This is a genomic window from Aurantimonas sp. (assembly GCF_964217435.1).
GTDB classification, from domain to species: Bacteria; Pseudomonadota; Alphaproteobacteria; order Rhizobiales; family Rhizobiaceae; genus Aurantimonas; species Aurantimonas coralicida.
Genome location: NZ_CAXPJM010000008.1, coordinates 175,506 through 195,196 on the forward strand (window position 1 = coordinate 175,506; position 19,691 = coordinate 195,196).

The 19,691-nt window shown below is 65.7% G+C and carries 18 protein-coding genes and 2 tRNA genes; 13 read left to right on the forward strand and 7 right to left on the reverse strand.

Annotated features, from left to right (window positions below; genetic code table 11):
- Positions 1-35: 35 nt before the first annotated feature.
- The 3 genes from ACEQX1_RS04115 (at position 36) to ACEQX1_RS04125 (ending at position 596) form a co-directional block, all read left to right on the forward strand.
- Positions 36-112, forward strand: a tRNA-Pro gene (locus tag ACEQX1_RS04115).
- A gap of 66 nt (positions 113-178) precedes the next feature.
- Complete coding sequence (locus ACEQX1_RS04120; RefSeq protein ID WP_024350550.1) at positions 179-484, forward strand: ETC complex I subunit; 306 nt, start codon at positions 179-181, stop codon at positions 482-484.
- Positions 485-520: 36 nt separating this feature from the next.
- Positions 521-596 (forward strand) — tRNA-Arg (locus ACEQX1_RS04125).
- 19 nt (positions 597-615) lie between these two features.
- On the opposite strand, the gene ACEQX1_RS04130 is transcribed toward ACEQX1_RS04125, so the two are convergent.
- On the reverse strand, positions 616-3,195 hold the full coding sequence (locus ACEQX1_RS04130; protein ID WP_370196107.1) for a GSCFA domain-containing protein: 2,580 nt from the start codon (positions 3,193-3,195) through the stop codon (positions 616-618).
- A 187-nt stretch (positions 3,196-3,382) separates the two neighbouring features.
- Entirely contained in the window at positions 3,383-4,006 is a 624-nt protein-coding gene (cysC, locus tag ACEQX1_RS04135; protein ID WP_187391821.1) for an adenylyl-sulfate kinase, read from the reverse strand.
- A gap of 365 nt (positions 4,007-4,371) precedes the next feature.
- On the opposite strand from cysC, the gene ACEQX1_RS04140 reads away from it, so the two are divergent.
- The gene (locus ACEQX1_RS04140; protein WP_024350553.1) at positions 4,372-4,575 is read left to right on the forward strand and encodes a hypothetical protein; all 204 of its coding nucleotides are present in this window, start codon (positions 4,372-4,374) and stop codon (positions 4,573-4,575) included.
- Positions 4,576-4,655: 80 nt separating this feature from the next.
- Here ACEQX1_RS04140 and metC read toward each other — a convergent pair whose 3' ends face one another.
- Positions 4,656-5,798 (reverse strand): cystathionine beta-lyase, encoded by a 1,143-nt coding sequence (gene metC, locus ACEQX1_RS04145; RefSeq protein ID WP_370196105.1) that lies wholly within the window; start codon positions 5,796-5,798, stop codon positions 4,656-4,658.
- A gap of 258 nt (positions 5,799-6,056) precedes the next feature.
- Between metC and ACEQX1_RS04150 the strand changes: the two genes are divergently transcribed.
- The 5 genes from ACEQX1_RS04150 to ACEQX1_RS04170 all read left to right on the forward strand — a co-directional run bounded on the left by ACEQX1_RS04150 (position 6,057) and on the right by ACEQX1_RS04170 (position 12,018).
- A complete protein-coding gene (locus ACEQX1_RS04150; protein WP_040325598.1) occupies positions 6,057-7,076 on the forward strand; it encodes an amino acid ABC transporter substrate-binding protein in 1,020 nt (339 codons plus the stop codon).
- 111 nt (positions 7,077-7,187) lie between these two features.
- Positions 7,188-8,378, forward strand: coding sequence for an amino acid ABC transporter permease (locus ACEQX1_RS04155; protein ID WP_370196102.1), 1,191 nt, complete (start codon positions 7,188-7,190; stop codon positions 8,376-8,378).
- Between the two features lie 17 nt (positions 8,379-8,395).
- Complete coding sequence (locus ACEQX1_RS04160) at positions 8,396-9,895, forward strand: amino acid ABC transporter permease (protein WP_370196101.1); 1,500 nt, start codon at positions 8,396-8,398, stop codon at positions 9,893-9,895.
- A 53-nt stretch (positions 9,896-9,948) separates the two neighbouring features.
- Complete coding sequence (locus ACEQX1_RS04165) at positions 9,949-10,695, forward strand: amino acid ABC transporter ATP-binding protein (protein ID WP_187391889.1); 747 nt, start codon at positions 9,949-9,951, stop codon at positions 10,693-10,695.
- A 204-nt stretch (positions 10,696-10,899) separates the two neighbouring features.
- Entirely contained in the window at positions 10,900-12,018 is a 1,119-nt protein-coding gene (locus tag ACEQX1_RS04170) for an AI-2E family transporter (protein WP_210310258.1), read from the forward strand.
- A 101-nt stretch (positions 12,019-12,119) separates the two neighbouring features.
- Here the strand turns inward: ACEQX1_RS04170 and ACEQX1_RS04175 are convergent, their stop codons facing one another.
- From ACEQX1_RS04175 to ACEQX1_RS04185, 3 genes are all read right to left on the reverse strand, one after another.
- A complete protein-coding gene (locus ACEQX1_RS04175) occupies positions 12,120-14,207 on the reverse strand; it encodes an OmpA family protein (protein WP_370196532.1) in 2,088 nt (695 codons plus the stop codon).
- A 182-nt stretch (positions 14,208-14,389) separates the two neighbouring features.
- Positions 14,390-15,550 carry an FAD-dependent monooxygenase gene (locus tag ACEQX1_RS04180; RefSeq protein WP_370196560.1) on the reverse strand — a complete coding sequence of 387 codons (1,161 nt, stop codon included), beginning with the start codon at positions 15,548-15,550 and terminating at the stop codon, positions 14,390-14,392.
- A gap of 1 nt (position 15,551) precedes the next feature.
- Positions 15,552-15,797 carry a zinc-finger domain-containing protein gene (locus ACEQX1_RS04185; protein WP_024350562.1) on the reverse strand — a complete coding sequence of 82 codons (246 nt, stop codon included), beginning with the start codon at positions 15,795-15,797 and terminating at the stop codon, positions 15,552-15,554.
- Between the two features lie 140 nt (positions 15,798-15,937).
- On the opposite strand from ACEQX1_RS04185, the gene ACEQX1_RS04190 reads away from it, so the two are divergent.
- From ACEQX1_RS04190 to ACEQX1_RS04205, 4 genes are all read left to right on the forward strand, one after another.
- Positions 15,938-16,696, forward strand: a complete 759-nt coding sequence (locus ACEQX1_RS04190; RefSeq protein ID WP_370196109.1) for an alpha/beta fold hydrolase — start codon at positions 15,938-15,940, stop codon at positions 16,694-16,696.
- Entirely contained in the window at positions 16,693-17,568 is an 876-nt protein-coding gene (locus ACEQX1_RS04195; RefSeq protein ID WP_370196098.1) for an alpha/beta fold hydrolase, read from the forward strand. The genes ACEQX1_RS04190 and ACEQX1_RS04195 overlap by 4 nt, the downstream gene beginning before the upstream one ends.
- Before the next feature lie 143 nt (positions 17,569-17,711).
- On the forward strand, positions 17,712-18,536 hold the full coding sequence (cysE, locus tag ACEQX1_RS04200; RefSeq protein WP_370196097.1) for a serine O-acetyltransferase: 825 nt from the start codon (positions 17,712-17,714) through the stop codon (positions 18,534-18,536).
- Between the two features lie 71 nt (positions 18,537-18,607).
- A complete protein-coding gene (locus tag ACEQX1_RS04205; protein ID WP_024350566.1) occupies positions 18,608-18,817 on the forward strand; it encodes a DUF3126 family protein in 210 nt (69 codons plus the stop codon).
- Between the two features lie 92 nt (positions 18,818-18,909).
- Here ACEQX1_RS04205 and ACEQX1_RS04210 read toward each other — a convergent pair whose 3' ends face one another.
- The gene (locus tag ACEQX1_RS04210) at positions 18,910-19,512 is read right to left on the reverse strand and encodes a transglutaminase-like cysteine peptidase (protein WP_370196095.1); all 603 of its coding nucleotides are present in this window, start codon (positions 19,510-19,512) and stop codon (positions 18,910-18,912) included.
- Positions 19,513-19,691: the final 179 nt, after the last annotated feature.

A 19,691-nucleotide genomic window follows, 5' to 3' on the forward strand; every position in this document is an offset into this window, starting at 1 on the left:
CCAAACCCCGCATCGACAGGCACGTCACCAGTGTCCGGAGCGTAGCGCAGCCTGGTAGCGCATCTGGTTTGGGACCAGAGGGTCGCAGGTTCGAATCCTGCCGCTCCGACCAATGGTCGACGGACACCGGTTTTTGACACGGGCGTGGCGAAGCCGCGCCGCCGCCGACGAGGCCCAGATGGTTGCGAGAATCTATCGTCCGACCCGTACCGCCATGCAGTCGGGCAAGGCGAAGACGCGCGATTGGATGCTGGTCTACGAACCCGAGCAGCCCAAGCGCGTCGAGCCCCTGATGGGCTATACCTCGTCCGGCGACATGCTCTCCCAGCTCAGACTCTCCTTCGAGACCCGCGAGCAGGCCGTCGAATACGCCGAGCGCAACGACATTCCGTACCGGGTCGAGGAGCCGAAGGAAACGCGGCGCCCGAAGATCGCCTATGCGGACAATTTCCGCTATGACCGGCGCCAGCCCTGGACGCACTGACGGTCGAACCGTCCGTCCCGGTGCCAGGTCGCCTACGGCCCCGTAGCTCAGAGGATAGAGCACCGGCCTTCTAAGCCGATGGTCGCAGGTTCGAATCCTGCCGGGGTCGCCAGAACCACCGACAATACGCCTTACTGTTTCAACGCTTCGTCGCCAAAAGCGTGGATGAAGCCGTTGACGATGGCTGAAACCGCGCGCTCGGACACGTGCCGCGTCGTGCCGTCCTCTTCTCCGAAGAGATTTGGGTGGTATGCGCCGACCCATCGCACCATCTCGAAAGCCGGCCAGTAGTTGACGCCTGCATGTGCCCGCTTCAAAACGACATCAATTGCAGCCCGCAGCACAGATTTGGACACGCAGTCGGCAATAATCGCTGAATCGTACTCGAAGGTCGAGTAGAGCGGCACCGGCGATACGGTGAAAACGATGTTGATGTTGGGATTGCACCGACGCAAGCCTGCGATCACCGCCTCGATGTTGTCGGCGTTCTCTTCCACGGTCGTGGTTCTGAAATCGTTCGTTTTGAGCAGGTGCAGCGTGTTCTTGCCAGCCTGGGTGAGGTGGAAAAGGCCGGTGCGCTTGTCGAAGAAACCCGGTGCCACGCCGAGCGTGTAAATGATGGTGTTCGCACTCGTCAGTGTCGCGCGGAGCGTGTCCGGGGATGCGCCGAAATAGACTTTCAGCGTCTCTATGGTTTCCGGGCTGTAGCGATCGAGCCGATCATTGTTCACCCATTCGATCAGGGCGCGGTTCGCGAACGTGCTGTTGATCAGTTCGCCGAGGCCGAGTGCAGTCGTCTCGACGCCTCGATCCTTCAATGCGATGGCAATGTTGCCGGCAAAGCATGAACCGAGGGTCACGACTCTCGTGTCGCGGCCGATCGGGCGGGTGCCCGCAGCCTTCGTATTGTCCGCAAACTGCCGTGCGACCTCATCGAGGTCCTGGAATGCGGCGTTTTGTACGGGCCACCGCGCGATTTTGCGCTTCGGCGCCGATGAATCCAGCCGTGTGAGTCCGTCGAGCATGTAGGCGGCACCGTTCAGGCGGTGGCTCTCGGCTTCCGTCACCGGCGCAAGCCTGACTGACTCGGTCAGATAGGCGCGGGCATCGTCCAGACGCGTCTCGGCAAGGATCAGCCCTTCACCGAGTCGCTCAAGCAGATGCGCCCGTGTCCGCTCGTCGAGCTGAACCGTCGCCGACGCCTTTTCGAGCGCCAACGCCGTCTCGAAAATCCCGACTGCTTCTGGCGAGCGTCCCTGGTAGCACAATGCCTCACCGAGCCAGACGTGAGCGGTCACGGACTCCGGATCGTCCTCGACGGCGGAACGGAATAGCCGTTCCGCAGCGACGATCTTGGAAACCTTGCCAGCGGCCCCGTGCAGCAGCGAGACACCTTTGGCGATGACATCGTCGGATACGGTCGCGGACGCCTGATCCTGACCGCTGGCGAATGCCGTTGCTTCTGCCTCGGAAACAGCTGAAATCTTGACGCAGCTTACCGCGACCGATGCGATCAGATCATGGGTGCTCTCGACGCCGTGATCGGAGAGGCGTCCGGTGCGCAGCGCGTCGATATCCAGTTCCAGCAAGGGGCCGGCCTTGGCAGTGTCCGTCGCCCGCAATCGCCAACGTTTGACAGCACGCATGTCCTCCATCGACACATGATAGCCTGTCTCTTCGCAATCCCAGCCGGTCATCGCCACGGTGAGGCTGTCGAGCGTTTCCCTGTCGATCCAGCCGACGAGATGAATCTCGACGTCGTAGCATGGCGATGCGGCGATCGCGGTGAACAGCCGCGTCTCTGTGGCAGGACCTAGCCAGCGTGCATAGCTGCCGTTCTGGATCTGGCGGACATGCCAGTTGTCCCCCTCGACGGTTTGACTGCCGTGGAGTTCGACAGCCGTCGGCAACGCCGTCTCTGGAGCCTTCCCGACAGCTTCCCGGCGTTTGCGCCAAGCCTGCCTTGCCATCGTACGCAGCAAGTTGCTGCGTTTTGCGCAGAAGCGGCGATGGACTTCCTGGTACAGAGCGACGTCGAACCGGTTGAGCTCCTCCAACTGCCTCCTGACCGTGGGACTGAGGGCGTCCGTCGCCACGCGGCTCGCTGTCGTGTTGAAGCGGTTGTCACTTGGCCATGGAAGCCAGTCCAGCATCGTGCAGAGCATCTGCATCGAATCGTCGTAGGCGGCATGCACGCCGATCAGGTCGAAATCGTCGAGATGTGCCATCGCCAGACTGAAATCCTGTTCGGTCACAGGATCGCTATGGCGCCAGTCATGCGCGAAGAAGCAGGTTTGATGATTGTCCGCGACCTGCCGAACGGCGGGGTCATCGATCCGGACGAACTCCTCGATGGGCCATCGGCGTGCAAGGTCGATCATCTTCTGCGCGCGGGTGTCCTCCACGTCCGCGTGGGCGCGCAGAAACCAGTAGTTGGACAATACCCGGTCGACCGGTTCGCGAACAATCGAGAACAGGAACCGGCTCGGGGGAAGGAGGAGCGTGTGATTGTATGCGTAGTGGCCGATCACCAGACGTTTGCCGGCAAAAGTCTCGGGCGTGAAATTGTCGAACTGTTCGGGGGACGCATTGACCGCCTCTGACAGGTCAAACCGGCTCAGAAGCTCCTGCGATATGGAATGGCCACCCACTTTGCCGATATGCATGAAACAAACGGGGGAGTTGGGAGTGTTTCCCGGTTCTGTCGTCATGCGATTCTTCGATCCGCTCTGAGGCCACCAGTGGCAGGCCAGGGTGACGTATTCGCCGGGCGCGAATAAATGTGCCCGTATTTCGACGTGTCCACGAACCTCGACCTTGCCCGACACCTCGCGGTGACTTCAACCTTCAGATCGTGGATTGTCCGGTCCTTGGATGACCTCCGCATCACCCGCCTCGTTAGCGGGGGGCGAGATATCCGTGGGTTTCGAGATAGCGCATGATCTGGTCGGCCAGAACGTCCGGTTCTCGTGTTCCTGCCTCCAGCCGGATCTCCGCCTGCTCGGGTGCCTCATAAGGGCTGTCGATGCCGGTGAAATCCTTGATCAGCCCGGCGCGGGCGCGCTTGTAGAGGCCTTTCGGGTCCCGCTGCTCGGCGATCTCCAGTGGGGTGTCCACGAAGACCTCGATGAATTCGCCATCCTCGAACAGGCTGCGCGCCATCCTGCGGTCCGACCGATAGGGCGAGATGAAGGAGGCGAGGACGATCAGGCCGGCATCGACGAACAGGCGTGCCGCCTCCGCCACGCGGCGAATGTTCTCGACGCGATCGGCCTCGGAGAAGCCCAGGTCGCGGTTGAGGCCGTGGCGCAGATTGTCGCCGTCCAGAAGATAGGTGTGCCGGCCGCGCGCAAAGAGGCTCTTCTCCACCAGATTGGCGATCGTCGACTTGCCGGCGCCGGAGAGCCCCGTGAACCAGATCACCGCCGGCGTCTGCCCCATGGCGGCCGCACGGCGCTGCTTGTCGAGATCGAAGGTTTGCCATCGCACATTGGGCGCATGGGAGCGTTCGGTTTCGGCCATGTCGGCACCATCAATGTCGGCAGGCCGTGACCCGCTGGAAGGGCGATGCAGAGCGTGCGGTCTGCATGCCCGGTTCTATCCGTTCGCCGGCAATGCCGGTTTCGAACGTCGTCGTGGCATCACCGCGTGCCGGATGGTTGCTCTCCGGTCAAGGAGATGCGGGACGCCCATGGCCCGTGCAGCGGCGTTTGCCCGCGCCCCGGGACGGTTTTCGCGCCGGTTGCGGCGGGAAGGGCACAGCCGCAAAGCGGATCCGGACGTATGATTGTTTTCGCACCCTTCACACTCCAGCCACCAACAATCTTCATCGGCTAGTGAGGCGGGTGTGGGCATCATCGACAGGCAGACACGCTTGGAGGCAGACGATGTTACAGGCACGCTCGACGATCCTGGTGGATCATTGCAAGGCGGCCATGGCGGGCGACTTTCGCCATCCGGCCAGTGTGATGAACATGCTGGGGATCGACTACGAATACGCGCAGGACGATCCGCGCGTGGACGTCCGCGTCTTCCATGGATGCACGAACGTCCCGCGGGGACTGCCGTCCTACGTCCGCGCCATCGGCTGAGCCGCGCCGCGGCCAGCCCGCAGGCCCGGTATCCAGCCAGGCCGGCCCCGCATCGGTATCGCGACGCGGGGCCCTGACGATCAGCGGTCGTGAACGGCGGCGAAGCCCGCTTCCATGTCCGCCTGCAGGTCGGCCACATCCTCGAGCCCGATCTGCAATCGGATCAGGCTGCCTGCGGCCGGTCCCTTCGCGATGGTCCGGTCGCCGAGCGACGCCGGCACGGCGAGGCTCTCGTGCCCGCCCCAGGAATAGCCGAGGCCGAAGACGCGCAGCGCGTCGAGAAAGCGCTCGGCTGCAGCCGCATCGCCGTCGAGAATAAAGCCGAACAGGCCGCTCGCACCGCTGAACTGACGCTGCCACAGGGCATGGTCGGGGAAGGAGGGCAGGGCCGGGTGCAGCACCTCGAGAACATCGTCGCGACCCTCCAGCCATTGCGCCAGCGCCAGGGCGGACGCCTGGTGCCGCTCCAGCCGCACGCCCATGGTCTTCAGGCCGCGCAGGACGAGATAGGTGTCGTCGGGCGCGCCGTTGACGCCGAGCTGCATCTGCGTGTCGCGGAGCTGGGCGAGGGTCGCCGCGTTCGCCGACACGCTGCCCATCATCAAATCGGAATGGCCGCCCGGATATTTGGTCAGCGCATGGATCGACAGATCGACGCCATGCTCCAGCGGCCGGAAGAACAGCGGCGTCGCCCAGGTATTGTCCAGCATCGTTACGGCGCCGCCGGCATGGGCCGCCTCGCAGACCGCGGCGACGTCCATGATCTCGAAGGTGTTGGAGCCGGGCGCCTCGAGGAAGACGACCTTCGTCTCCGGCCGCATCAGCCTGGCGATGTCCGCGCCGATATGCGGGTCGTAATATTCGACGTCGACGCCCATGCGCCGCAGCGTGCCGTCGCAGAAGCGGCGGGTGGGGAAATAGACCGAATCGACCACCAGGCAGTGATCGCCGGCGGACAGGAACGCCAGCAGCGGCACGGTGACGGCGGCCAGCCCCGACGGGACGAGGATCGTGCCCGCGGCGCCCTCGAGCTCGCTCAGCGCATCTTCGAGAACCTTGGTCGTGGGGGTTCCGGACAGGGCATAGCTGAACGGCGCCTTGGCCCGGTTCTTCAGCTCCTTGGCGGTGGGAAACAGCACGGTGGAGCCGTGCACGACGGCGGGATTGACGAAACCATGCTGCGTGGACGGGTCGAACGGGCCGTGCGCGAGCTGCGTATTCATCCCCAGACGCGTGTCACCGGGCTGCGCGGATCGAGTGCTCAATTGTTGGGCTTCCTGATTGTTTGCGAGACGTGGATTGCCGTAATCGTCAAAATCGGCGGGAGAAAAGCGTCACATGCTTGACCTGCACAAATTTATGACATGAGATCAAGCCGCCTCGTGAAGATGCGTTTGCGATGCGGCTTTTGCTGCATGGGTGCGTCTCTCAACGACAAAGAAAAGAATTGAATTGAAAACCATGCCTGGAAAGGTTTCCTGATGAAATTGAGACTTTTGACTGCCGTGCTGGGTCTGACCGTCGCCGGAGTGGCCGTCAGCGGTGCGTCCGCCCAGACGCTGCAGACGGTCAAGGATCGCGGCGTTCTGCGCTGCGGCGTCAACACCGGTCTGCCGGGCTTCGCCTCGCAGAACGATCAGGGTGCCTGGCAGGGTCTCGACATCGACTACTGCAAGGCAATCGCCGCCGCCGTCTTCGGCGACCCGTCCAAGGTCGAATACTCGCCGCTGTCGGCCGTTCAGCGCTTCCCGGCGCTGCAGAACAACGAAGTCGACGTTCTGGCCCGCAACACCACCTGGACGATGGACCGCGACACCACGCTCGGCCTGACCTTCGCCGGCGTGAACTACTATGACGGCCAGGGCTTCATGGTGAAGAAGGATCTCGGCGTAAACTCCGCGCTCGAACTGTCCGGCGCGACGGTCTGCGTGCAGAGCGGCACGACCACCGAGCTGAACCTGGCGGATTATTTCCGCACCAACAACATGGAATACAACCCGGTCGTCATCGAGTCCCAGTCGGACGTGAACTCGGCCTATGACAGCGGCCGTTGCGACGTGCTGACCACCGATGCGTCGGGTCTGGCGGCCTCGCGCCTCGAGATGGGCAATGCCGACGAGCACACCATCCTGCCGGAGATCATCTCCAAGGAGCCGCTCGGACCTGCCGTGCGCCAGGGCGACACCGAATGGTTCAACGTCGTCAAGTGGACGCACAACGCGCTGCTGAACGCCGAAGAGCTGGGCGTCACCCAGGAGAACGTCGAAGACATGAAGACCTCGGAGAATCCCGAGATCCGGCGTCTGCTCGGCGAAGACAAGAACTTCGGCGAGTCCATCGGCCTGTCGCAGGACTGGGCCGTGAACATCATCAAGGCCGTCGGCAATTACGGCGAGATCTTCGAGCGCAACATCGGTGTCGATACGCCGCTGGAAATCGCCCGTGGCCAGAACGCCCTGTGGACCAAGGGCGGCCTGCAGTACGGCATGCCGATCCGCTGAGCTGATCAAGCCGGGCCGGGCGCGTCTTTCGCGTCCGGCTCGCCCGGCGTGGCCCGTTTGCCCCTTGCGGCCGCCGGGGATCGTCAACTTCCGCAACGCCCGGGAGCGTAGATGACCGTCGAAACCCATTCCGTGCCGCGTCAGGGCGGCGGGGCCAGTTTCCTGAACAATCCGACCGTCCGCAGCATCGTCATCCAGGTCGCCCTGGTGGTCGGTCTCGCGCTCTTCACGTGGTGGATCGTCGACAACACGGCGCGGAACCTCGCAGCCGCCAATATTGCGTCCGGCTTCGGCTTCCTCGCCGAGCGGTCGGGCTTCGACATCGCCATCACGCCCTTCACCTATTCGAGCAACGCCACCTATGGGGACGCGATCCTCATCGGTATCGCGAACACGCTGGTCGTGGCGATCAGCGGCATCATCCTCGCGACCATCGTCGGCTTTCTCGTCGGCATCGGGCGCCTGTCGCGCAATTTCCTCGTGCGCTCGATCTCGACCGTCTATGTCGAGACCTTCCGCAACATCCCGCCGCTGCTGGTCATCCTGTTCTGGTACTTCGGCGTGCTGTCGGTTCTGAGCGGGCCGCGCGGCATCGACGAGAGCCCGGTCGGCGTCTATCTGACCAATCGCGGCCTGCAGATTCCGGCCATCCTGTTCGAGCCGGTCGCCTGGGCCACCCTTGCGGCCTTCGCCGTCGGGACCGTCGCCACGATGCTCTACGCGCGGCGCAGCAAGAAGCATCAGATGGCCACCGGCGAGCGCCGGCCGGTGCTGTGGCCGGCCATCGGCATGATCGTCGGCCTGCCGCTCTTGGTCTTCGTGGCCACCGGAATTCCGGCGACGCTGGAATTTCCCACCGCGACGCGCTTCAACCTCGCCGGCGGCATCCAGATCCGGCCGGAATTCATCGCCCTGTGGCTGGCCTTGTCGATCTACACCGCGGCCTTCGTGGCGGAGATCGTGCGCGCCGGCATCCTGTCCGTCTCCAAGGGACAGACCGAGGCCGCCTCGGCGCTCGGACTGACGCGCGGCAAGCTGCTGCGGCTGGTCGTCGTGCCCCAGGCGTTCCGGGTGATCATTCCGCCGCTGACCAGCCAGTATCTCAACCTGACCAAGAACTCGTCCCTCGGACTGGCGATCGGCTATCCCGAACTCGTCGCCGTCGGCTCGACCGTCCTCAACCAGTCCGGCCAGTCCATCGAGGTCGTGGTGATCTGGATGACGGTGTATCTCGGCCTCTCCATCACGGTGTCGCTCATCATGAACTGGTTCAACGCCAAAATGGCGCTCGTCGAGCGATGATCGGGGGCGAATAGATCATGGAAGAACAAGTCGCCCGTTTCGTTTCCACCGAGGAAAAGCTGCCGCTGCCGCCCCCGCCCAGCGAGGTCGGGTTCATCGGCAATGTCCGCCGCAACCTCTTCGCGACGCCGCTCGACAGCGTCCTCAGCGTGATCGCCGGCGCTTTCATCGTCTGGGCCGCGATGAACATCTTCAACTGGGCCTGGCTCGACGCGGTCTTCACCGGCAGCGATCGCACCGCGTGCCTGGTCGAGGGCGGTGGCCATGGCGGCGCCTGCTGGGCCTTCGTCAGCGCCAAGTTCGGCCAGTTCATGTACGGCGTCTATCCCTTCGGCGAACGTTGGCGCATCGACGTCACGGTGGTGCTGCTGGCATTGCTGGTGGCAGGTCTGGCGATCCCGCGGGTGCCCCACAAGCGGCTGAACGCGATCCTCTTGTTCGCCGTGTTCCCGTTCGTGGCGCTGGTGCTCCTGACTGGCGGCGAGTTCCGCTTCGCCGGCGGCACGGTGGCGCTGGTCTTCCTGGTCGCGGCCGTTGCCACGCTGAGCAGCGTCCTGGCCAAGCCCGACGTCGACATCTCGCAGATGCCGGTCAAGCTCGCCGCCGGCCTCGCAGGCCTTGCGCTCCTGCTGCTGCTGGTCTCGGCGGCGGTGGATCCGGATCTGTTCCGCTTCCTCGGCTACCGCTTCTCGATCCTCTCGGTCGCCGCGTTCTTCGCGTCGCTCGCGGCGATCGCTCTTGCGGTCTGGGCCGGCTTCCGTGCCGGGTCCGAGGGCGCCGGCGTCTTCGGGCTGTTGGTTCCGACCCTCGCGGCGCTCGCCTTCATGGTGCTGATGACCGGCGATTTCGGGCTCCGGCCGGTTCCCACCAATCTGTGGGGCGGCCTGATGGTGACCTTGGTCGTGGCGGTCAGCGGCATTGCCGCGTCGCTGCCGCTGGGTATCCTGCTGGCGCTCGGCCGGCGGTCGTCGATGCCGGCGGTCCGCCTGTTCTGCATCGTGTTCATCGAGTTCTGGCGCGGTGTGCCGCTGATCACCGTCTTGTTCATGGCGAACTTCATGCTGCCGCTGTTCCTGCCGGAGGGCGTGACCTTCAACCAGCTCCTGCGGGCGCTGGTCGGTGTGGCGCTGTTCTCGGCGGCCTACATGGCCGAGGTCATCCGCGGCGGGCTGCAGGCGATCCCGAAGGGGCAGTATGAGGGCGCCGACGCCATGGCGCTCACCTATTGGCAGAAGATGCGGATGATCATCCTGCCGCAGGCGCTGACGCTGGTGATCCCGGGGATCGTCAACACCTTCATCGGCCTCTTCAAGGACACCAGCCTCGTCTACATCATCGGCCTGGCCGACCTTCTGGGCACGGTCCGGCGCGGCTTCAACGATCCCGACTGGATCACCCCCACCACACCGGCGACCGGCCTGGTCTTCGCCGCGTTCATCTACTGGCTGTTCTGCTTCTCCATGTCGCGCTACTCGATCTACACCGAGCGGCGACTGGATACCGGACACAAAAGCTGAAGGAATCTCCCATGGCCGTCGACATCGACACCAAGCCGGGCAATGCAGACCGCATGGCTATCTCCGACGAGATCGCGGTCGAGCTTCTGGGCGTCAACAAGTGGTACGGGGAATTCCACGTGCTGCGTGACATCAACCTGACCGTGCGCCGCGGCGAACGGATCGTCATCTGCGGGCCGTCGGGCTCCGGCAAGTCGACGATGATCCGCTGCATCAACCGGCTGGAGGAACACCAGAAGGGCACCATCACCGTCGACGGGATCGAACTGACCAACGATCTGAAGAAGATCGACGAGGTGCGCCGCGAGGTCGGGATGGTGTTCCAGCACTTCAACCTCTTCCCGCATCTGACGATCCTGGAAAACTGCACGCTGGCGCCGATCTGGGTCCGCAAGATGCCCAAGAAGAAGGCCGAGGAGGTGGCGATGCACTACCTCTCGCGGGTCAAGATCCCCGAGCAGGCCCACAAATATCCGGGCCAGCTTTCCGGCGGCCAGCAGCAGCGCGTGGCCATCGCCCGCTCGCTGTGTATGAGCCCGAAGATCATGCTGTTCGACGAGCCGACCTCGGCGCTCGATCCCGAGATGATCAAGGAAGTGCTCGACGTCATGGTCGGGCTGGCGGAAGAGGGCATGACGATGCTGTGCGTCACCCACGAGATGGGCTTCGCGCGGCAGGTGGCCAATCGCGTCATCTTCATGGATGCCGGCCAGATCGTCGAACAGAACGAGCCGGAGGCGTTCTTCACCAATCCCGAGCACGAGCGCACCAAGCTCTTCCTGTCGCAGATCCTGCACTAGGACGCTGCCTGACACAGCGCGGCCGGCATCGGCCGCGCTGGAGGCCCATGGAGCAGGGTGGACGGCGCCGGCCTGCCCGTTGCCGCCTGCGTCACGGCAAGGGAACCTCATTGTGATCAGGCCGTTGGTGCATATCTGACCCGAGGGGATGCGCCATTGTCTGAACGATCGAGCGAGGGGCGTGAAGACAAGCGTTCCACTACCTTGTCCCCGACGATCGGCCTCGTCACCAACCAGCATATCGAAGCCGGCCCGCGCTGGGCGGTGATCGGCATCTTCTTCATCCTGTTGTTCGGGGCGCTGTATCTGACGGCGAGCTTCGTCCTGCCGGTCATCATCGCGCTGCTCTTCGCGCTGGTGATGAGCCCGGTGGTGCGGTTCATGCGGCGGCGGCTGAAGATCTGGGAGCCGATCTCGGCCTTCTTCCTCGTCGTCGGCGCGCTGGTGACGATGGTGCTCGGCTTCTACATGCTGAGCGACCCGATCACGAACATCGTCAACGATGCACCGCGCTACGCCGCCGCCGTGGACCAGGAACTGCGCTCGGTGCAGGAGCGGTTCGCCCGGCTGGAGGCGGCGCAGCAGAATGTCGAACAGGCCGCGGGGCGGAATGCGCCCAATGACGGCCAGCCCGACGAGGTCGTCGTCAAGAACCCGGGGCTTCTGGACAATGTGACCACCGCCGCGCCGCAGATCGTCGCTTCTGTGGGCTTCTCGCTGGTCTTCCTGTTCTTCCTCCTGGCATCGGGCGACCTCTTCTACCAGAAGCTCGTCCGTGCCATGCCGACCCTGTCGGACAAGAAGCGGGCGCTCAACATCGCCCACGAGATCGAGCGCGAGCTGTCGCGCTACCTGTTCACGATCACGCTGATCAACGTCACCCTCGGCCTGACCATCGGCACGCTGCTCTGGTGGGTGGGCATGCCGACACCGATCATCTTCGGCGCACTGGCGACGCTGTTGAACTTCATCCCCTATATCGGCGCGCTGATCGGCATGTTCCTCGTCGGCGTCATCGCGCTGGCCGAGTTCGGCAGCCTGTCCAACGCGCTGGCGCCGGTGCTGGTCTATCTCGCCTGCACGACGGTGGAGGGCCAGCTCGTGACGCCGATGATCGTCGGCCGCCGGCTGGAGATGAACGCAGCTGCGGTCTTTCTGTCGGTGGCGTTCTGGGGCTGGATCTGGGGCGTCGTCGGCATGTTCCTGGCCGTGCCGGTGATGGTCGCTCTCAAGGTGCTGGCGAGCTATGTCGAGCCCCTCGGACCCTTCGGCGATTTCCTGTCGGTCGGCTCCAAACGACCGACGAACGACGACGACGACTGACGGGTCTAGCGGCGGGTCGGCCCGTTCCCATCCCATCATTGCGGAAACGAAAAAGGGCGGCCCGAGGGCCGCCCTTTCCTGTCCGGGTGTGAGCGTCCAGCCTAGCGCTGGGCGGTGTTGACCGGCTTGACCAGCGGCGTGATGCGCCGGACGGTGACCCGCCGGTTCTCGCGGTTCTCCGCCTGCGTATCGACCTTCAGGTCCTGCTCGCCATAGCCCTGGGTGACGAGGTTCTCCGGCGGCACGTCGAAATACTGGGTCAGTGCCGTGGCGACGCCGTCGGCGCGCCGGTCGGAGAGGGCGAGATTGGCCCGCTCGCTGCCCACTGCGTCCGTATGGCCTTCGATCAGGAAGGTCTCGTCCGGGTTCTCGGCGATGACCCGTGCGATGGCATCGGCCAGCGCCTGCAGGTCGCCGACTTCCTCCTGGGTGATCTCCGCCGATCCGAAGTTGAAGTTGATCGTGCTGAGATCGATGCGGCGCACCTTGTCCCGCACGCGCTCCGACCGGCGGACCTCGTTGAGGGAGTAGATGCGGTCGACCGTCTCGACGGGCGGGGCGACGATGGTCCGGTAGTAGAGCTCCTCGTCGGGATCCGTCACGTCGACGATGTAGTCCTCGCGCGGGATGCGGAGGTCGAGCGGCGGCAGGTCGGCGCCGACGTCGCTGTAGTAATAGTCGTCCTGACGCTCGTCGTCCTGATACGGATCGTAGAACAGCACGACTTCGCTGCCGTCCGGCATGATGCGCGAGCGGCGCACCACGTCGCCGTAGCGGTTGGTGATCGTGACCACCTGGACGCCGTTCGGGCGGACCACCGTCTCGCGGGTGCGATCGCCGCGCAGGCGGTCGTAGTAACGCTCCTGCGCATCGACCGCGATGCGGTCGTCGTCATTGCCGCGGATGAAATACGCCGCGGCGCCGCCGGCGAGCGCCCCGACGGCGCCGGCACCGACGATCGACAGGATGTCGCGGTTGCCGACGCGGTAGACGACCTCGACGCCCGGCGGCAGTGGCGCCTGCTGGTTGACGGTGGTGTTGTTCACGACGGTGTTGTTGGTGGTCGTGCTGTTGTTGATCACCGTATTGTTCGTCGTGGTGCTGCCGGCACTGCCGTCCGCCGCCGCGGCGTTCGGCGCCTCGATCCGTTCGCCTTCCTCGGCGGTGATCGGGGTCACCTCGACCGGCTCGGCGAGCTGCTGGACGCGGGCATCGCTCGCGGCGACGCCGCCTTCCGGCACGGCCTCGGTCTGGACGGATTCGTCCACTGCTTCGGGCTGCGATTCCGGAGCGGTCGGCTCGGGCTGCGCGGCGGTCTCGGCGGCGGGCTGATCCTCTGCCGCAGGCTGCGCTTCGGTCGCGGGCTGCTCTTCGGCAGCGGGCTGCTCGTTGGCAGCAGGCTGCTCCCCGGTTGCGGCGTCGGCCGGCTGGTCGGGCGACGTTTCCGCCGGCTGTTCGCCGGTGTCGGTCGCGGGCGCAGCGTCATCGGTCGGCGCAGTGATGTCGCCGTCCGTGTTCTCTGGGGCCGCTGACTCAGCAGGTGCGTCCGGCTGGGGCTCGGCGGCCGGCTCGGCCGGCGTGGCGTCGGTATCCTCTGCCGCAGGCGCTTCGGGTGCCACGTCCTCAGGCGCGGCTTCCGCCGCAGGCTCGGACGGGGCTTCGGGTTCGGCGGCGGGCTCCTCTACGGGCGTCTCGGCTGCCGGTTCACTGGCCTGCGGCTCGGCTGCAGGAGCCTCTTCCTCGACGGGGTCCGCCGGGGCTTCGGCCTCGACCGGGGCCGCTTCCTCGGGAGCCGGCTCGGCCTCCGGTGCTTCGGCTTGGGGCTCTTCAGCCTCGGGTTCTTCGGCGGGGGCTTCGGCTGCCGGCTCCGGCGCGACGGGTTCTGCCGGCGCTTCGGCCGGCGGTGCCTCGGGTTCCGGTGCCGGCTCTGCCGGCGGCTCCTCGACGGGGGCGGGCTGCGGCTCGGCGGCGGGCTCCTCGACCGGGGCGGCTTCCTCTACCGGGGCGGGTTCCTGCGCAGCCGGCGCTTCCGGCGCGGGAGCCGCATCCTGCGGTAGCAATTCCTCGGCCTGCGCGACGCGGATGGTTGCCGCCTCCTGTGCGTAAGCGGCGATGGGCCCTGAGAGGGCTGTCGAGGCCGCCAGCGCGGCGACACCGACGAACCTGCCGGTCCTGTTACTTTTCGGCATGTAAATGACCTTTTCGAAACCGTCCCTTGCAGCATTGAGAGGTCGCACGGCCGGTTTCGCGGTCCGGTGCCAGTCCTCCCGCCCGCCATGGCTGCCGGCCTGCTGGCCGGTGCACCCATGTCGAGGCGAGGCAGGAACGTTCCACCGGTGCCGCTGTTCCGCGACGGGCGATGTCCGGCTGATTAATCCCTGGGCGGGCGCCAGTCGTAGAGCCAGGCGAGATCGCCGGCGAGGCTGGCCGCCGAGCGCGATGCCAGCACTGCATTGCGGCCGAGGCTGAGCGGGAACGGCAGGTGATAGACAAAGCGGTGAAAGCCGACCCGCGACCGGACCTTGTCGATCCTTGGCCGACGCTCTGTCTCGTAGCCGCGCAGTGCACCGCTCAAGTCGGCGGCGCGGTCGAGATGGGCGGCGAGCACCGCCGCATCCTCGATTGCCATGGCCGCGCCCTGCGCCGCATAGGGCAGCATGGCGTGGGCCGCATCGCCGATCAGGACCAGGCGGTCATCGAGATGGCGCCAGGGCCGTGCGCCGGGCACCGCTTTCAGCGGCCAGGCGGTGAAGGCGTCGACTGACGCGATCAGGCCGCCGAGCCGCCGGTCCCATTTCGAGAAGCGCGCCGGAAGGTCTGCCGGGTCCGCCGAACCGCCCGCAGGCTCGATGAGGACGAGATTGGTCTCCCGTCCGCCCGCGATGGGGTAGGCGACCGCATGACGCTGCGGGCCCAGCCAGGCTTCGATACCGGCAGGCGGCATGGCGGCGCTGTCGGCAACACGACCGCGCCAGGCGAGGGCGCCTGTTGCCGCGGGTCCGCTTAGGCCGAGGCGCAGGGCCGTGGGCGAGTTCACGCCGTCCGCGGCGATGACCAGCGGCGCCTGCAGGATTTCGGTGCCGCCCGAGCTGATGGCCTCGACGCGCAGATCATCGCCGTCCCGTGCGATGGCGCCGATGTCCCGGCCGAGCTGAAGGTCGATCCGGCTCGAGGCTGCAGCGGCGCGTGCGAGCCAGGCCTGGAGATCGGCGCGGTGAATGGAAAGGTAGGGCGTTCCGTCGGAAGAACTCACCGGCACCGACGCGATCGGACGCCCGGTCCGGGCGGCATGCAGGGTCACCGTTTCGGCGACCGTGCCGCGCGTCTTCAGATCGTCCAGATCGCCGAGACGGGCGAGAACCCGCAGCGCGTTGGGCGACAATTGCAGGCCGGCCCCGACCTCTTCCAGCCGGGGGGCGCGCTCGATGACGATGGAGGGACGATCGCGGCGCGCCAGTTCCAGCGCCATCGTCAGGCCGGCCATGCCGGCACCGATGATGACGACCGGCCGCGTCCGGCCGATGGCGCCTATGTCAGGCGGCCTTCTCTTCGAACTGGCAGCCGGGCGGAATCGTGTCCCAGCCCTTCAGCGAGGAATTGTAGCGGTAGAGGGTCGAGCAATAGCTGCAGACCATCTCACCCTCGTCGCCCATGTCGAGATAGACATGCGGATGGTCGTGCGGCGGGTTGGCGCCGCAGCACATGAATTCGTTGACGCCGACCTCGATCAGATCATGTCCGGCATCGTTCTGGAAATGGGGGATCGTGTGCCCGGCCATTGCGGCTCGCCCTCGGCTCGGTTGCGCTATGGGGCGGACCATAATGGCGCCGGTCGCGAATGAACAGGGGGTGGCGAAACCTCCGTCATGGCTCTAATGCGCCTGTGACGTCCGATCGGAAAAACACGAGAATGGCAGCCATGGACACCTTCACCAGCGACGGTCTGCAACTGGCCTTCACCGATACCGGCGAGCGCGACCGGCCCGCCGTGCTGCTCGTCCACGGCTTCGCCTCGTCGATGCGGGTGAACTGGATCGACACGGGCTGGGTGAAGACCCTGAACGAGGCCGGCTACCGCGTCGTCGCCTTCGACCATCGCGGCCATGGCCAGAGCGCCAAGCCACAGGACGAGGCGGCCTACACACCGCAGAAGATGGCCGGCGACGTGGTCAACCTGCTCGATCATCTCGACATCGGCGAGACCGTGATCTTCGGCTATTCCATGGGCGCGCGCGTGTCGGCCTTCACCGCGCTGGCGGCGCCGGAGCGCATCTCGAGGATCGTCTTCGGCGGTCTCGGCATCGGCCTCGTCGAGGGCGTCGGCGACTGGGACCCGATCGCCGCGGCGTTGCTGGCACCCTCCCTCGACGACGTCACCGATCCGCGCGGGCGCATGTTCCGGGCCTTTGCCGACCGCACCCGCAGCGACCGGCACGCGCTGGCCGCCTGCATCTCCACCTCGCGGCAGGAACTGACCGAGGCGGAGGTCGGGCAGATCGCCCAGCCGACATTGATCGGCGTCGGCACCACCGACGACATTGCCGGTTCGCCCGACGCGCTCGCCGCGCTGATGCCGAATGCCCGGGTCTTCGCCATCGACGGCCGGGATCACATGCTCTCTGTCGGCGACCGCACCTTCAAGGCGGAGGTCCTGCGCTTCCTGGGCGAAGCCGCGTGACCACGCGCCGTGTGGAATGGGCGGGGGCCGGCGGACATCGTCTCGCCGGCGACCGTCCGGTGGCGGACGGCCATCCGGTGCTGCTGCTGCATGGCGGCGGGCAGACACGGCAGGCCTGGTCGCATGTCGCCGGCCGGATGGCCGGGCGCGGCCTGTCGCCGATCGCCGTCGACCAGCGCGGCCACGGCGACAGCGAATGGATCGCCGGCGGTGGCTACAGCTTCTTCGATTTCGGCGCGGATGCCAGCGCGCTGGCGGATGCGATAGCTCGTGAGACCGGGGCAAAGCCGGTGGCGGTCGGCGCGTCGCTGGGTGGCATTGCCAGCCTGCTGGCGCAGGGCGAGGCTGACCGCTTCGCCGCGCTGATCCTCGTCGACGTGACGCCGAGCCTCAACGAGGACGGTGTCGCCCGTGTCCATCGCTTCATGACCGACCGGCTAGCCGACGGCTTCGCCAGCCTCGAGGAAGCGGCTGAGGCGGTCGCCGCCTATCTGCCCAACCGGCGGCCTTCGGGCTCGTCGAAGGGCCTGGCCAAGAACCTGCGTTGTTCGACTGATGGCCGCTATCGCTGGCACTGGGACCCGGCATTCATCGACGGGCCGAACAGCGTTGCCATGCGCCGGGACGCGGCGCGCACTGCGATGATTGCTGCCGCGCAGGCGCTGACCATTCCGACGCTTCTGGTGCGCGGCGGCCGCTCGGACATGGTCACGAGCGCCGAGATCGACGAATTCCGCGCCCTCGTCCCTGCGGCCGAGTTTGTCGACATCGCCGGCGCGGGGCATATGGTGGCGGGCGATCGCAACGACGTGTTCGGCGATGCGATCCTCGATTTTCTCACCCGGCACGGCTTTGCAACGCCGGCTGGCTGAGGCGCGCACCGAGCCCCCCGCGCGGACCGATCGCGGCGGCGGGACGCAGCGTTCCGCCGCCGCGGCGTCCCCGGACGGCCGCGCGCGCCGATCTTTGACACTGACAAGGCGCCGTTTCGGCGCATCCCGACCGGGAGACTTCCATGAGCAGCATGAGCTCGCATTCCCACGAGACCCTTCAGGCCGTCGATCCGATCTGGGCCCAGGTCCGGCTGGAGGCGGAGGACGTCGCGGCGCGTGAACCGGTTCTGTCCGGATTCGTCTATCCGACGATCATCAACCAGCGCAGCCTGGAGGCGGCGCTGATTCATCGCGTCTCGCAGCGGCTGGACCATCCGGATCTGCCGGCGGTCACCATCGCCCAGGCCTTCGCCGACATGCTGGATGCCGACGAGAGCTTCCGCGCGACGCTCAGGACCGACATCCAGGCGGTTTACGACCGCGATCCGGCATGCGAGCGCTATCTTGAGCCGCTGCTCTACTTCAAGGGCTTCCACGCCATCCAGACGCACCGGCTGGCCCACTGGCTGTGGAACGCCGGGCGGCGCGACTTCGCGCTCTATCTGCAGGCGCGCTCGTCGGCGGTCTTCCAGACCGACATCCATCCGGCCTCGCGCATGGGGCGCGGGATCTTCCTCGATCACGCGACGGGGCTGGTCGTCGGCTTCACCGCCGTGATAGGCGACAACGTCTCGATTCTTCAGGACGTCACGCTCGGTGGCACCGGCAAGGAATTCGGCGACCGCCATCCGAAGATCGGCAGCGGCGTCCTGATCGGGGCAGGTGCGAAGATCCTCGGCAATATCCGCGTCGGCGAATGCTCGAAGATCGCGTCGGGTTCGGTGGTGCTGAAGGAAGTGCCGCCGCATACCACTGTGGCCGGCATTCCCGCGCGGGTCATCGGATCGGCCGGCGATTGCGACGAGCCGGCCCGGGCGATGGACCAGTGCTTCGAACGGAACGACTGAGCGGCGTCCGAGGATTGAAACGAGTGACCGGCGCCTAGCTACAGGCGTCCCAGACGATCCAGGAGAATGCTGTGAAGCCCGACGAAATCCGCAAGCTCGAAGCCTACCTCAGGAGCAGCTTCAAGACCGCCGACATCAAGGTCCGCGCGCTGCCGAAGAGTGCCGACTCGGCGGAAGTCTATCTCAACGACGAATTCGTCGGACTGCTCGCGAAGGATACCGAGGAGGGCGAATTGTCCTACCACCTCACCATGACGATCCTGGACATCGACCTCGAGTAGACGTCCCGTCGATTCGACCCGGCAAACGAAAGAGCCGGCCGTGAAAACGGCCGGCTCTTTTCGTATCTGTCAGGCCTCGCGCCGGGCTCGCCTCAGCGAACGCTGCCGACCAGAAGGTTGCGGTCGTCGGCGATGGCCACCCATTTGCCGGCGTTCCGCTCGGACTGGCGCTTGAGATACTGGTAGTCGGTGTCGGTCCACGCCAGAACGCGGTCGTCGAGATTGTCGAGAACGTAGTCGCCCTGGTCGGTGCGCACGGTCAGCACCGCATGGCCTTCGCCGTTGGGCTGGCGCACCACGGTGATCAGCACCGCCGAGCTCGGAATGCCGGCCCGCTCCAGCATGTACTGCTTGAGCAGAACGAAGTCTTCGCAATCGCCCTGAACGGTCGGATAGGACCAGAGCTCCGGCACGCCGTGCATTTCCGCGTCGGTGCGCGGGAAGATGTTGGTGTTGACCGCCGTATTGATCTCGACGATCTGCGCCCAGACTTCGCGGGTCAGCTTGACCACTGCGACCGAGGCGTTGCGGGTACAGGTGCTGGGATAGCTCTTGCAGAACTCGTAATGGCCGACCGGCTGGGAGGTCTGGCTGGTCGTGGCCATGGCGGGGGCCGCTGCGGCGTTCGTCGTCCCCGCGCCCATGGCGAGGAGGAACCCTGCTGCGATCGCGACCTGCTTGATGACGTTCTGCATGTGCTTTCTCCTCGTTCGTGAGGAGACAATGCGCGTTCAATTTTACTTTGAAGCGAAATGTAGTCACCGCATTTGCATCGAATTTTAGGCGGTTTGTTACAGGATATACTTTCGCGATGTTGAAGCCGTCAGGCCAAATTGCAGCGTCGTCGTTTGCCTTTCGGCAACCACGCTGGCGG